Raw genomic sequence first — 12,550 nt, 5'->3', positions numbered from 1 at the left:
GAACACCTGAACACCTGAACACCGGGCCCCCGCCGCAGCAGCGGCGGGGGCCCGTTCGCGCAGTCGCCCTTCGGCAGTCAGGCGCCGGGCACCGCGCTCACCACTCGGCGAAGGCGCCGTCCCTGCGGCGCCAGACGTCGTTGCGCCAGCGGTGGGGGTCCCGGGCGGCCTTGCGGACGGCGGCCTCGTCGACCTCGACGCCCAGTCCCGGCGCGGTCGGGCGCCGCACGTAGCCGTCGGTGAACGCGAAGACCGACGGGTCCACCAGGTAGTCGAGCAGGTCGTTGCCCTCGTTGTAGTGGATGCCGAGGCTCTGCTCCTGGATGAGGAAGTTCGGCGTCGCGAAGTCGACCTGGAGGCTCGAGGCGAGCGCGATCGGCCCCAGCGGGCAGTGCGGCGCGATCGCCACGTCGTAGGCCTCGGCCATGGCCGCGATCCGGCGCACTTCCGAGATGCCGCCCGCGTGCGAGAGGTCCGGCTGCGCGACGGCGATCCCGGTGGGCAGCACGTCGCGGAAGTCCCCGCGCGAGAACAGGCGCTCGCCGGTGGCGATCGGGATGGAGGTCGAGGCGGTGATCCGGGCGAGGTCGCGGGAGAACTCGGGCAGGACCGGCTCCTCCACGAACAGCGGCAGCAGCGGCTCCAGCAGGGGCAGGAGGCGCCGGGTCATGGCGGTCGAGAAGCGGCCGTGGAAGTCGAGGGCGAAGTCGAAGTCGTCGCCGACGGCCCCGCGCAGCTCGGCGAACTGGTCGACGATGCGGTGCACGACGGCGGGGGAGTCGATGTGCTCGAGCTGCGCCGCGGCGTTGCACTTGACGGCGTCGAAGCCGTTCTCCTTGGCGCGCAGCGCTTCTTCGGTGAGCGCCTGGACGGTGTCGCCGCCGATCCAGGAGTAGACGCGGACCTTGTCGCGGACCGGGCCGCCGAGCAGTTCGTAGACCGGCACGCCGAGGGCCTTGCCCTTGAGGTCCCACAGGGCCTGGTCGATGCCGGCGACGGCGCTGGAGAGGACGGGCCCGCCGCGGTAGAACCCGCCCTTGGTCATGACCTGCCAGTGGTCCTCGATGCGGCCGGCGTCGGCGCCGACGAGCCGTTCGGCGAAGGTGGCGACGACGCTCGCGACGGCCTCGGCGCGCCCCTCGACGATCGGCTCGCCCCAGCCGACGAGGCCGTCGTCGGTCTCGATGCGGACGAAGAGCCATCGGGGCGGAACGAGGAAGGTCTCGATTCTGGCGATGTTCAAAAGAACCTCATTCTCTTGTCGGATCGTCGCCGAGGGGATGGGTCCTCGCAGCCTCGACACGCCTCAGGGGCATCGGTCGGTCCCGTCCCGACGGGGATCGGCGGCGGGTCGACCATGGGCCAAGATAACCGCTTGCCACGCTTTCGGCCAGCCGAGGACGCGCCTTCACGGCGGCGGACCGAACGGCCGGCGAGGGCGTCGGTTCGGCGGCCCTCCTCGATCGCCGTCCGGCCGTTGACGAACACGTACGGCACCCCGGCGGCCTGCTGCCGCGGCTCATCGAACGTGGCCCGGGCGTCGACCGCCTCGGGGTCGAAGAGCACCAGGTCGGCCGCGAAGCCCTCCTTCACGAGGCCGCGGTCCTTCAACCCGAGAACCGCCGCGGGCCTGCCGCTCAGGTGCGCCACGCACTCCTCGACGCTCAGCAGCCCCAGCTCGCGGGTGTAGTGCCCGAGGTACCTGGCGAACGAGCCCCACGCGCGCGGGTGGATCTTGTCCCCGGCGAGCACGCCGTCGCTCGATCCGGTGTGGACGCCGTGCCGCATGATGGCCCGCACGTTCTCCTCGTTGCCCACGTGCATGAGGCAGCCGGTCCCGAAGTCGTCGCGCACCAGCAGGTCCAGGTAGAACTCCGCAGGCCGCCGCGCCCCGGCGGCCTCGGCGACCGGCCTGCCCACGAACCCCCGCAGCTCGGGCTTCGTGACGCTCGCGATCTCGTACCGCGACCAGTCCGCCGGGACGCCGTTCGCGCCGTCGGTGCCGGTCACGTCGAGTTCGTGGACGATCCGGGCCCTGGCCTCGGGATCGTTCAGCCGCTCCCTCAGGGCCGCATAGCCTCCCGCGAGCGACCAGCTCGGCAGCAGCGCCGCCAGCATCGTCATGCCCGGCAGGTACGGGTAGGTGTCGAGGCTGATCGCCAGGCCCGAGTCCAGGCCCTCGTCCACCAGCTTGAGGAGTTCCGCGGCCCTGCCCTCGTTGACCCGGTAGTTCAGGGTCGCGTGCGCCAGGTGCAGCGCGCAGCCCGACTCGGCGGCGATCTGGATCATCTCCGCGTAGCCCTCCATCGCGCCCGCGCCGTAACTGCGCTGGTGCGGGCCGAAGTAGCCGCCGTACCGGGCGACCACTCCGCACAGCTCCACGAGTTCGGCCGTGTCCGCGTACATGCCCGGCGTGTAGGACAGGCCCGCCGAGAGCCCGAACGCGCCCTCTTCCATGCCCTGGGCCACCAGCGCCTTCATGGCCGCCAGCTCGTCCCCGGTCGGCGCGCGGTCCTCCCATCCCATCGCCGCCATGCGGACGGTGCCGTGGGGGACCAGGTAGGCGGCGTTCACCGGGACGCCCCGGTCGAGCCGGTCGAGGTACTCGCCGACCGTGCGCCAGTCGTAGTCGACGTCCGGGCGCCCGTTCCAGGCGGCGATGGCCTCCCACATCTGCGGCGCGGTCGACTCGTCCACCGGCGCGTACGAGAGCCCGTCCTGCCCGAGCACTTCGAGGGTGCAGCCCTGGCCGAGCTTCGCGAGATGGTCGTGGTCGTCGAGGATCGCCAGTTCGGAGTGGGCGTGCATGTCGATGAACCCGGGGGCGAGGACCAGGCCGCCCGCGTCGATCACCGCGGCGCCCTCGAGCCGCCCGCCGATCGCGGCGACGCGCCCGTCCTTGACGCCGACCTCGGCCGCGAAGCGGGGCGCGCCCGTCCCGTCGGCGATCTCGGCACCGCGGATCACGAAGTCCATTGCGGCCACTGGACGCCTCCCTCACCTGGCACGAAGCGTCAGTCTACGTAGGCGAGGGCGTCGACCTCCACCAGCATCTCGGCCCTCGGGAGGGTGCAGATGACGGTGGTCCGGGTCGGGAACGGGACGCCCTCGGGGGTCTTCTCGGCCAGGAACGCCTCGTAGACCTCGTTCATCGCGGCGAAGTCGCCGCGGTCGGCCAGGTACACCCGAAGCGCCATCACGTCGCCCACGGTCGCGCCGCCCGCTTCGAGGATCGCCGCGACGTTCTCCAGGGTCCGGCGCGTCTGCGCCTTCACGTCGCCCGGGTGGAGGTACTCGCCGCTGGCCGGGTCGACCGGGCCCTGCCCGGAGACGGTCAGCAGCGGGCCCCTGCGGACGCCCTGCGGAAAGGCATGGGCGGGAGCGGGAGCGGCGTCGGTGCGAATCGCGAGTTTCTCGGTCATATAGTAAAGATACATTTCAGTTAAGGGCGGTGAGCGATGGACGAGACCCGACTGCGCGACCTCTACGACGACGTGCTCGACTGGCGCTTCAAGGGGATGCCCCCCACCCACCCCTCCCTCCAAGGCCCGGCTTCCCGCGGCCCCACAGTCGCGGAGTGGCTCGCCACCGGACCGCTCGCCGCCGAACTCGAAACCCCCGTGGTCCTCCTCTCCGCCCAAGCCCTCGACCACAATCTCGAGGCCATGGCCGCCTGGTGCGCCGCACGCGGCCTCGCCCTCGCACCCCACGGCAAGGCCACGATGGCGCCCCAGCTGTGGCAGCGCCAGCTCGGCGCCGGAGCCGTCGGCATCACCGTCGCGAACCCCTTCCAAGCCGGTGTGGCCCACCACTTCGGCGTGCCCCGCATCCTGATCGCCAACCAGGTCGCCGACCCCGCCGCGGTCGCTCGATGCAGCCTGTGGGCGCGCGAAGGCACCCGCATCGGGCTCTTCTCCGATTCGACGCAGTCGACCGACCTGCTCTCGCGCGCCGCGACCGCGCCGATCGACGTCCTCGTCGAGCTCGGGACCCCCGGCGGCCGCGCCGGCGCCCGGACCCGGGCAGCCGCCCTGGAGGTCGCCGCCGCGATCGAGGCCGCCCCCAACCTGCGCCTCGCGGGCGTCGCCGGATACGAGGGCGCGGTGACGGCCGGGACCGACGCGGCCGCGCTGGCGGCCGTCGACGACTATCTCGGCGAACTCGCGGCGCTGTTCGGGGCCTTGGACTTCGCGACCGACCGTCCGGTCGTCACCGCCGGCGGTAGTGCCTACTTCGACCGGGTCGCGGCCGTGCTCGGCCCGCTCGCGGACCGCGCCGAGGTCGTGCTGCGCTCGGGCTCGTACCTCGTCCACGACCACGGCTGCTACGCGCGCTGGACCCCGGCCGCGCGCGGCGGCGACGGGCCGGAGCTGCGACCGGCCCTCCAGGCCCGATCGCGCGTGCTGTCGCGCCCCGAGCCGGGCCTGGCGATCCTCGACGCTGGACGGCGCGACCTCCCGTTCGACCAGGACCTCCCGATCCCGCTGGGGCTCGAGGGCGACCCCGGTGCCGAGCCGGCGCACTGCCCGCAGATCAGCGACCAGCACCTGTTCCTCAAGGGAGCGCCCGGGCACCTGGCGGTCGGCGACACCGTCGCGTTGGGACTCTCGCACCCGTGCACGAGCTTCGACAAGTGGCGGCTGATCCCCGTCGTGGACGAGGAGACCGGCCGAGTGGTCGACGCGATCCGCACCTTCTTCTAATGCGGACCGTGTTCTAGCGAGGTTCGACCGACGATTCCCGGATCGCCTCGACGGCGGGCCGGTTGCCCGGCAGCCACGGCACCGAGTCCAGCGCCTCCGGCGCGAGCCAGCGCAGCTCGGCGTGCTCTTTCGCACGGGGCTCGCCGCCTTCGAGCGTCGCGAAGTAGATCCGCAGCAGGAACCGGCCGCCGCCGGTGAGGAGGTCGCCGCAGGCGCGGGGGCCGACCGCGATCTCGACGCCCAGCTCCTCGCGGCATTCGCGGCGCAGCGCCTCGGCCTCGGTCTCGCCGGGTTCGACCTTGCCGCCGGGGAACTCCCATAGTCCGGCGAGTTCGGGCGGGTAGGCGCGGGCGGCGGCCAGGATCTCCCGCCCGGCGCGGATGGCGGCGCCGACGACGACGCGCGGTTCGGCGGTGCTGGCTGCGTTCACCGGCCGGAGTCTATCGGCGGGCACGCCGCAGGCCTCGGCCGCGACTGGGGGAGGCCCCCGGTTTCCAACGCTAGCGGGGGGAACCTGAAGGGGAGCTGAAGAAGCGGGCCCGTACGAGTGACGGCAGGGCCGGGCGGGCGCCGTTGCCAGTTTGAGGGTGTTTCGTTATCTTTCGCGCGGCAGATTACGAACAGTGAGCATTACTGAGCAACCTGTTGTTCATACGTTCGGATGATGTCGCATGGACCGGGCGGACAGGAATCGTGTCCGGCGGCACAAAACCAGGCTGAAATCGCCTTAAAAATACCTGTTTGACCGGTTAATCCCATTTGCGAGTCTGGACAGAAGCTGAACGACGCGTAAGACTCGGTACAGAAATGATAAAGATCCGGCGACAATTCAGACACGAACGCCCCCCGTGTCCGTCGGAGCCGAATCAGACCAACCTTACTGATCGGTCGCAGCCCTGCTCCGGCAGGGCGCCGTTTTGCCCACCACGGCAGAACGGAAGGCGCCCAGGACGAATGGCGACGGTGCCATATGGGGAGAACGGAGCAAGACGACAACGTGCTGCTGGACGCACTGAGGGAGCTCAACAGTTGGGTAGCGGACGACGGCCGTCTCTCGCGGTCGCTGCCGCTCGACGATTCCCAGCACGCAGAGCTCGCCGAGCAGATCAAGATTTTCGCCGACACCCTGGGCGTCAGGCCCGACGTGTCGCGCACCGATGAGGCGACGCTCATCGTCCTCGCCCGTGAGGGCGGGTTCAGCCTCACCGACGTGACCTTCGCGGGCCGCGTCGAGACCGCCTACATCACCATCGCCGGAGACATGGCGGCCCAAGAGGACACGCATCTGTCCAAGGGCCGCTTCCGCTGGCTCAGGCGCAGCGAGTAATCCGCAGACCGACGGCGGATCGCGGGGACCCCCACCTCCCGGCGATCCGCCGCCGTCGTTCACCAGGGCCCGGCCGCTCGCGGCGGGGCCCGCCGGTCACGCCGGCGCCCTGACCTCCGGATCGGCGCCCTGCGCCGAACGCGCGCCGTCCACCGGCACCACCGCCCCGCTGATGAACGAGGCCCGCGCCGAGAGCAGGTACGCGACCGCCTCGGCGACCTCCGCGACGTCCCCGGCCCTGCCGATCGGATGCAGGTCCGCCATCGCCCCCGCGACCCGCGAGTACTCCTCCTCGCCCGCCTCCGTCAGCATCCGCAGCCGCTCGGTCGCGATCGACCCCGGTGCCACCGCGTTCACCCGGATGCCCCACGGGCCGTAATCGACCGCCAGCGCGCGCGTGAGCCCCTCCACGGCCGCCTTGGCCGTCGCGTACGGCAGCGCCCCGCGAACGGCGCGCTGCGCCTGATGCGAGGAGACGTTGACGATCGCCCCGGCGGTGCCCGCGACCCGGAACGCGGCCACCGCCGCGCCCGCCCCCGCCAGGCACGGCTGCAGGTTGCGCCGCACCAGCTCCGCGACGGCCGCCCCGCCCCGCTCATGGAGCCACGCGTCCTCGAACACCGCGGCGTTGTTGACCCAGCCGGTCAGCGTCCCGAGCGTCCCGGCGGTGGCCGCGGCCTGCGCGGCGACCGCGTCGTCCGCCGCGTCGCCGACGATCACCCACGCCAGCCCGTCGCGGATCGGGCCGTCGAGCCATCCCAGCCCTTCGTCGCGCAGCTCCACGACCACGACCGCGTGCGCGTCGGCGAGCAGCCGCTCGACGACCGCCCGTCCGATGCCCTGTCCGCCTCCGGTCACCACGGTGACTTCACGGTTCATCCCAACACCTCCGAGAGGGCGCCGCGGCGCGGATCGCGGCGGCGTCACGCATCACCGTGCCCGGAAACCGCCTTTCCTACACGCGGCCCAGCTCAGGGGATGATGTCCGACCGGCCCTCCCACGAGCCGTGCTCGGACAGCGGCCGGAAACGCAGCGTCGTGAACTCGTGGTGGAAGTCGCGCCGGTCCCGCTCCGCCATCGCCTCGCTGTGGCGGCGGGCGGCGTCGCCCTCGCCCCGTCCGAAGACCATGCCCGTCATCGCGCGGGCGCTCGTCCAGACCGAGAACGTCGAGACGGTTCGGAACGGCCGCATCGCCGCGAGCGCCAGCGTCGTCTCGGGATGGTCCCGGACCTGGCGTTCGACCGGCCTGCCCCAGCGGATGAACCGCGGCAGTTCGGGCAGGCGCACCCGCGCGAGCGTCACCGCGACGATCGGCTCGCCCGGATCCGCGCGCTCGGCCTCGGCGGGAAGGTGCGCCAGTTCCCCGACCGCGCCCCAGCGGCGCAGGAACTCGAGCCTGACATGCCATCCGCCGCTGAGCGTCCGGCCGAACGCCCGCTGCGCGAGGAAGTCCTCGAGCGCCGCCTCGTCCTCCCACTCGGCGAACACCGCGAGGTGGCGCAGCTGCATCCGGCGCGGGGACACCACGGGCGCGCCCAGCTGCATCCCGACGAGGACCTCGAGGTGTCGCAGGCCCGGTGCCGAGGGCGGACGAAGGAGCGCGCCGAGGGACTCGCGCAGCGGCGCCCGCACGAGATGGAACGAGTGAATGCTCATGGAGACGATCCAACCCGAGATCGCGCCGGATTGCGAGGCGCCGACCGCCGCAATGCGCCGAGGCGCCGTCCCCGCCCCGCATTTCGGCGGCATTCGGCAGCGTCCCTTCACGGAGCATCGACAGAGGTCGCGCCTCCCGCCCGACCGCTCGGGGCCGTGCGGCACCGGCTCCCCGGCCGTGTCTCGCGGGCGATCGGCGTACAGTCGAGGCAGGAGCTGACTTGAGTTCCCTGATGATGGGAATCCGGATGTCCGGCACCACTCGCACTTCCTCCGCCGCGCCCGCCGTGTCATCGAACGGCTCGCCGAGCGACGGCCTCCTCACCCTCGGACTGCTCGCGGGCTCTTCGATGGAGAACGAGCGCCGCCTGCCGATCCACCCCCACCACCTGGACCGGATCGACCCCGAACTGCGCGCGCGGATGACCGTCGAGCGCGGCTACGGCGCCGACTTCCAGCTCGAATCCGGCTACCTCGAGTCGCGCGTCGGCAGGGTCGCCGAACGCTCCGAGGTGCTCGAATCCGCCGACGTGCTGCTGCTGCCCAAACCGCAGGCCGTGGACGTGGCGGCGATTCCCGAGGGCCGCGTGCTCTGGGGTTGGCCGCACTGCGTGCAGGACGCCGGCATGACGCAGACGGCGATCGACCGGCGGCTCACGCTGATCGCCTTCGAGGCGATGAACCACTGGACCAAGCGGGGCGACTTCAGCCTGCACGTGTTCCACAAGAACAACGAACTCGCCGGCTACTGCTCCGTGCTGCACGCGTTGAGCCTGGTCGGCTCGACCGGCGACTACGGGCCGCGGCTCAGCGCGGTCGTCATCGGCTTCGGCGCGACCGCGCGAGGCGCCGTGACCGCGCTCAAGGCGCACGGCATCCACGACATCCAGGTCCTCACGCAGCGCGGCGTCGCGGCGGTCGGCTCGCCGATCCACACCGCGCACATCACCCAGCTCAACACCGACGAAGGCCCGACCCACCTCAGCGAGGTCCTCACACCGGCGGGCGACGTCCTGCTCCCGGAGTTCCTGGCCTCGCACGACATCGTCGTCAACTGCACGCTCCAGGACGTCGCCGCGCCGCTGACCTACCTGAGGACCGAGGACCTCAAGCGCTTCGCCTCGGGAAGCCTGATCGTCGACGTCTCGTGCGACCTGGGGATGGGTTTCGACTGGGCGAGGCCCACCACCTTCGACGAGCCGATGTTCACCGTCGGCATGGGAGTGGACTACTACGCCGTCGACCACAGCCCGTCGTACCTGTGGAACTCGGCGACCTGGGAGATCAGCGAGGCGCTCCTGCCGTTCCTGCGCACGGTCATGGAAGGGCCGGCGGCGTGGGCGGAGGACCTCACCGTCTCCCGAGCGATCGAGATCCACGACGGCGTGATCCGGAACCAGAGCATCCTGAGCTTCCAGGACCGCGACCCGGCCTATCCGCACGCCCGGGCCGCCTAGGCGCCGCGCGCCGGCGGCACCCGGTGGCGGGCGCTACACGTTGAAGCGGAACTCCACCACGTCGCCGTCGACCATCACGTAGTCCTTGCCCTCCATGCGGACCTTCCCGGCGGCCTTGGCCGCCTGCATGGTCCGGGCCTCCATGAGGTCGTCGAACGAGACGATCTCGGCCTTGATGAAGCCGCGCTGGAAGTCGGTGTGGATCTCGCCGGCGGCCTCGGGCGCGGTGGCGCCCTTCTTGATCGTCCAGGCGCGGCTCTCCTTCGGCCCGGCCGTCAGGTACGTCTGGAGCCCCAGGGTCTCGAACCCCACGCTCGCGAGGCGGTCCAGGCCCGGCTCGCTCTGACCGGTCGACTCGAGCAGCTCGCGGGCCTCGTCCTCGTCCAGGTCGATGAGCTCGGACTCGAACTTCGCGTCGAGGACGACCGCCTGCGCCGGGGCCACCATGGCGCGCAGCCTCGCGGCCAGGTCCTCGTCGGCGACCTGGTCTTCGTCGACGTTGAACACGTAGATGAACGGCTTGGCCGTCAGCAGGTGCAGGTCGTACAGCAGCTCGGTGTCGAGCCCGGCGGCGAAGACCGTCTTGCCGGCGTCGAGCACCTCCTGGGCGGTCTTGACCGCTTCGAGCTTGGCCCGGGCGTCCTTGTTCATGCGCGCCTCGCGCTCCAGGCGCTTGACGGCGTTCTCGACCGTCTGGAGGTCGGCCAGGATCAGCTCGGTGTTGATCGTCTCGATGTCGTCCACGGGAGAGACCTTGCCGTCCACGTGGGTGACGTTGCCGTCCTCGAAGACCCGCACGACCTGGGCGATCGCCGAGGTCTCGCGGATGTTCGACAGGAACTGGTTGCCCTTGCCCGCGCCCTCGGACGCGCCTTTGACCAGGCCGGCGATGTCGACGAAGGTGACCGTCGCGGGCAGGATCTTCTCGGATTCGTAGATCTCGGCGAGCTTCGGCAGCCGGTCGTCGGGGACGGCGACCACGCCGACGTTGGGCTCGATCGTCGCGAACGGATAGTTCGCCGCGAGGATGTCCGAGCGGGTCAGCGCGTTGAACAGCGTGCTCTTGCCGACGTTGGGCAGGCCGACGATACCGATGCTGAGTTTCACGAGGGTCAAGTCTAGGCGGCGCCCCGCCGCGGCGGCGAGGCGCGAGGGCTGAATGGAGTGGGCGCCCACCCCCGGGGCCGGGGTGTCGGGCGGCGGGTTCGCACTCGGCCGGGGCCGGGCGCCCACGAACGGGGGCGGCGTCAGGCCGCCAGCAGGCCGATTCCGAGGGTGAGGGTGCCGGCGGCGAGGCTTGCGGCGCCGACGAACAGGAGCGCGACCGCCTTGTTCGGTTCGGTGCGGCCCTTGCCCGCCATGGCGGCGAAGAACCCGCCGGACATGAGGATCGCGGCGGCCGGGATCGCGGCGCGGGCGACCCAGCCCCAGAAGCCGGCGAGGCCCGAGGCGTCGGCGAGGACCAGCGCGACCAGGCTGAGGATGACGAGCACGCCGGCGTGGGCGTGACCGGCCCGGGAGAAGGACTTCTGGAACTCGGTGAAGGGCACCTTGCCGCTGGCGACCCGGACCAGGAACGTGCCGCCGAACTCGATGGTGACGACGGTGAGGAGGACGACGCCGGCCAGGATCCGGGAGGCGTCGCTCAGCGCGATGGACGTTTCGAACATCAGGGGCTTCCAATCGTGAGTGGCTCTGGAGACCAACGTACGCAGCGGTCTTGACAGTGTCAAGTTGTTCCGGGAGATCGCCCTCGTGTTGTTTGACACTGTCAAGATTCGCGCTAGGGTGGTGCCGTGACCGATCGCTACCATCACGGCGACCTCCGCCGCGCCCTCATCGACGCGGCCGTCGAGGCCGTCGGCGAGGCCGGGCCCAGCGCCCTGAGCCTGCGCGCCGTCGCCAAGCGGGCCGGCGTCTCCCACGCCGCCCCGGCCCACCACTTCGGGGACAAGGCCGGGCTCCTGACCGCCGTCGCCGCCGAGGGCTTCGACCGGTTCGCCGACGCGCTGGAAGCGGCCTGGAGGGACTTCGGCGAATTCGGCGCGGTCGGCGCCGCCTACGTCCGCTTCGCCATCGACCACCGGCCCTATTTCGAGGTCATGTTCCGACCCGAGCTCGTCCACACCGACGACCCCGACCTGCTGCGCGCCGAGGCCCGGTCGAGGGAGGCGCTCCACCGCGGCTCGGGCGGGGCCGGTTCGGGCGCGGCGTTCAACGCGGCCGCGCTGGGGGCCTGGTCCCTCGCGCACGGCTTCGCCGAACTGCTCATCGCGGGCAACTTCCCGCAGGCGGTGAAGGACGACCCGGAGGCGGCCTTCAAGGCGGTCGCGAGGGCGACCGGCGAGATCCGCGACTGACACGTCACACCAAACTAAGTTGCGCACAACTGAGTTGTGCACTATTGTTCTCTTCATGGACGCGACACCACGACTGGGCGAGCAGGCCTGCTTCGCGCTGTACACCGCCTCCCGGGCGGTCATCGGGCTGTACCGTCCGATGCTCGACCGGCTCGGGCTGACCTACCCCCAGTTCCTGGTCCTCATGGCCCTGTGGGAGGCCGACGGCCGCACCGTCACCGCCCTCGGCGACGCCCTCCAGCTCGACTCCGGCACCGTCTCGCCGCTGCTCAAGCGCCTCGAGGCCGCCGGCTTCGTCGAGCGCCGCCGCGGTTCGACTTCCAGCGGTGGCGACGAGCGCCGCGTCACCGTGCACCTCACCGAGTCCGGCGCCGAACTCGAACGCCGCGGCTGCGAGATCACCCAGGTCGTCGGGACCGCCTCCGGCATGTCGTACGAGGACCTGATCGCCCTGCGCGACAAGCTCAACGAGTTCACCGAAGCCATCCGCACCCGCGAGAACGCCACCGACTGACCGCCGGCACTCCGGCCGACGCCAACCGACCAAAAGGGGAAACACCATGGAACCGCTCTACGTCGCACACGCCACCTCCTCGGGCGCAGGCCGCGAGGGCCACGTCGCCACCGACGACGGCCTCATCGACCTCGACCTCGCCATCCAGAAGGAGCTCGGCGGCCCCGGCGGGAAGACCAACCCCGAGCAGCTGTTCGCGGCCGGCTACGCCGCCTGCTTCCACAGCGCGCTCCAGGCGGTCGCCCGCGCCGCCAAGGCCGACCTCGGCGCCTCCACCGTGGAGGCCAGCGTCGGCATCGGCAAGGAGGGCGAGGGCTTCGGCCTCAACGCGATCCTCGAGGTCTCGACCCCGGGCGCGCCCCGCGAGGTCGCCGAGGCGCTGGTCGCCAAGGCCCACGAGCTCTGCCCGTACTCCAACGCCACCCGCGGCAACATCGTCGTCGAGATCGACCTGGTCCAGGTCGCCGGCGAGTAGTCCTCTCCAGGGGACGGTGAAAGGGGCGGGCCATCGCGATGCGATGGCCCGCCCCT

General features: G+C 71.5%; 14 protein-coding genes. 6 read left to right on the top strand and 8 right to left on the bottom strand.

Features of this window, described 5'->3' with window-relative positions:
- Positions 1-97: 97 nt before the first annotated feature.
- From dgoD to BLQ63_RS23765, 3 genes are read right to left on the bottom strand one after another with little or no spacing between them, the layout of a single operon-like run.
- On the bottom strand, positions 98-1,243 hold the full coding sequence (gene dgoD, locus BLQ63_RS23775; protein WP_091040028.1) for a galactonate dehydratase: 1,146 nt from the start codon (positions 1,241-1,243) through the stop codon (positions 98-100).
- Complete coding sequence (locus BLQ63_RS23770) at positions 1,240-2,976, bottom strand: N-acyl-D-amino-acid deacylase family protein (RefSeq protein ID WP_091040027.1); 1,737 nt, start codon at positions 2,974-2,976, stop codon at positions 1,240-1,242. Before BLQ63_RS23770 ends, dgoD begins: the two co-directional genes overlap by 4 nt.
- Positions 2,977-3,014: 38 nt before the next feature.
- A complete protein-coding gene (locus BLQ63_RS23765; RefSeq protein ID WP_091040026.1) occupies positions 3,015-3,422 on the bottom strand; it encodes a RidA family protein in 408 nt (135 codons plus the stop codon).
- A gap of 36 nt (positions 3,423-3,458) precedes the next feature.
- Here BLQ63_RS23765 and BLQ63_RS23760 point away from each other — a divergent pair, with 36 nt between their 5' ends.
- Positions 3,459-4,703, top strand: coding sequence for an alanine racemase (locus BLQ63_RS23760; RefSeq protein WP_091040025.1), 1,245 nt, complete (start codon positions 3,459-3,461; stop codon positions 4,701-4,703).
- Between the two features lie 13 nt (positions 4,704-4,716).
- Here the strand turns inward: BLQ63_RS23760 and BLQ63_RS23755 are convergent, their stop codons facing one another.
- Positions 4,717-5,133 (bottom strand): (deoxy)nucleoside triphosphate pyrophosphohydrolase, encoded by a 417-nt coding sequence (locus BLQ63_RS23755; RefSeq protein WP_091040024.1) that lies wholly within the window; start codon positions 5,131-5,133, stop codon positions 4,717-4,719.
- A 540-nt stretch (positions 5,134-5,673) separates the two neighbouring features.
- Here BLQ63_RS23755 and BLQ63_RS23750 point away from each other — a divergent pair.
- The gene (locus BLQ63_RS23750; RefSeq protein WP_091040023.1) at positions 5,674-6,030 is read left to right on the top strand and encodes a hypothetical protein; all 357 of its coding nucleotides are present in this window, start codon (positions 5,674-5,676) and stop codon (positions 6,028-6,030) included.
- A gap of 96 nt (positions 6,031-6,126) precedes the next feature.
- On the opposite strand, the gene BLQ63_RS23745 is transcribed toward BLQ63_RS23750, so the two are convergent.
- The gene (locus tag BLQ63_RS23745) at positions 6,127-6,909 is read right to left on the bottom strand and encodes an SDR family NAD(P)-dependent oxidoreductase (protein ID WP_091040022.1); all 783 of its coding nucleotides are present in this window, start codon (positions 6,907-6,909) and stop codon (positions 6,127-6,129) included.
- Between the two features lie 92 nt (positions 6,910-7,001).
- Positions 7,002-7,688, bottom strand: a complete 687-nt coding sequence (locus tag BLQ63_RS23740; RefSeq protein ID WP_091040021.1) for a hypothetical protein — start codon at positions 7,686-7,688, stop codon at positions 7,002-7,004.
- Between the two features lie 248 nt (positions 7,689-7,936).
- Here BLQ63_RS23740 and BLQ63_RS23735 point away from each other — a divergent pair, with 248 nt between their 5' ends.
- Positions 7,937-9,145, top strand: coding sequence for a N(5)-(carboxyethyl)ornithine synthase (locus BLQ63_RS23735; protein WP_091040020.1), 1,209 nt, complete (start codon positions 7,937-7,939; stop codon positions 9,143-9,145).
- A 33-nt stretch (positions 9,146-9,178) separates the two neighbouring features.
- Here the strand turns inward: BLQ63_RS23735 and ychF are convergent, their stop codons facing one another.
- Positions 9,179-10,252 (bottom strand): redox-regulated ATPase YchF, encoded by a 1,074-nt coding sequence (gene ychF / locus BLQ63_RS23730; protein WP_091040019.1) that lies wholly within the window; start codon positions 10,250-10,252, stop codon positions 9,179-9,181.
- Between the two features lie 140 nt (positions 10,253-10,392).
- Positions 10,393-10,815 (bottom strand): hypothetical protein, encoded by a 423-nt coding sequence (locus BLQ63_RS23725; protein WP_091040018.1) that lies wholly within the window; start codon positions 10,813-10,815, stop codon positions 10,393-10,395.
- A gap of 126 nt (positions 10,816-10,941) precedes the next feature.
- On the opposite strand from BLQ63_RS23725, the gene BLQ63_RS23720 reads away from it, so the two are divergent.
- The 3 genes from BLQ63_RS23720 to BLQ63_RS23710 are packed head-to-tail and all read left to right on the top strand — an operon-like array spanning position 10,942 to position 12,494.
- The gene (locus BLQ63_RS23720; protein ID WP_091040017.1) at positions 10,942-11,505 is read left to right on the top strand and encodes a TetR/AcrR family transcriptional regulator; all 564 of its coding nucleotides are present in this window, start codon (positions 10,942-10,944) and stop codon (positions 11,503-11,505) included.
- Between the two features lie 55 nt (positions 11,506-11,560).
- Positions 11,561-12,019: a MarR family winged helix-turn-helix transcriptional regulator gene (locus BLQ63_RS29725; RefSeq protein WP_091040016.1), complete on the top strand. Its 459-nt coding sequence runs from the start codon at positions 11,561-11,563 to the stop codon at positions 12,017-12,019.
- Between the two features lie 46 nt (positions 12,020-12,065).
- The gene (locus BLQ63_RS23710) at positions 12,066-12,494 is read left to right on the top strand and encodes an organic hydroperoxide resistance protein (RefSeq protein ID WP_091040015.1); all 429 of its coding nucleotides are present in this window, start codon (positions 12,066-12,068) and stop codon (positions 12,492-12,494) included.
- Positions 12,495-12,550 lie beyond the last annotated feature (56 nt).

Origin of the sequence: Glycomyces harbinensis, from assembly GCF_900101745.1 — a bacterium.
GTDB lineage: Bacteria > Actinomycetota > Actinomycetes > Mycobacteriales > Micromonosporaceae > Glycomyces > Glycomyces harbinensis.
Note: the sequence above shows the minus strand (reverse complement) of the source record. Positions and strands in the feature narration are given on the sequence as shown.

Bases quoted from the DNA above. Each gene is read 5' to 3' on its own strand.
- BLQ63_RS23760 (WP_091040025.1), top strand. From the start codon at position 3,459: ATGGACGAGACCCGACTGCGCGACCTCTACGACGACGTGCTCGACTGG.
- BLQ63_RS23765 (WP_091040026.1), bottom strand. From the start codon at position 3,422: ATGACCGAGAAACTCGCGATTCGCACCGACGCCGCTCCCGCTCCCGCC.
- BLQ63_RS23740 (WP_091040021.1), bottom strand. From the start codon at position 7,688: ATGAGCATTCACTCGTTCCATCTCGTGCGGGCGCCGCTGCGCGAGTCC.
- BLQ63_RS23710 (WP_091040015.1), top strand. From the start codon at position 12,066: ATGGAACCGCTCTACGTCGCACACGCCACCTCCTCGGGCGCAGGCCGC.
- BLQ63_RS23770 (WP_091040027.1), bottom strand. From the start codon at position 2,976: ATGGACTTCGTGATCCGCGGTGCCGAGATCGCCGACGGGACGGGCGCG.
- BLQ63_RS23735 (WP_091040020.1), top strand. From the start codon at position 7,937: ATGTCCGGCACCACTCGCACTTCCTCCGCCGCGCCCGCCGTGTCATCG.
- BLQ63_RS23725 (WP_091040018.1), bottom strand. From the start codon at position 10,815: ATGTTCGAAACGTCCATCGCGCTGAGCGACGCCTCCCGGATCCTGGCC.
- BLQ63_RS29725 (WP_091040016.1), top strand. From the start codon at position 11,561: ATGGACGCGACACCACGACTGGGCGAGCAGGCCTGCTTCGCGCTGTAC.
- BLQ63_RS23745 (WP_091040022.1), bottom strand. From the start codon at position 6,909: ATGAACCGTGAAGTCACCGTGGTGACCGGAGGCGGACAGGGCATCGGA.
- BLQ63_RS23750 (WP_091040023.1), top strand. From the start codon at position 5,674: ATGGGGAGAACGGAGCAAGACGACAACGTGCTGCTGGACGCACTGAGG.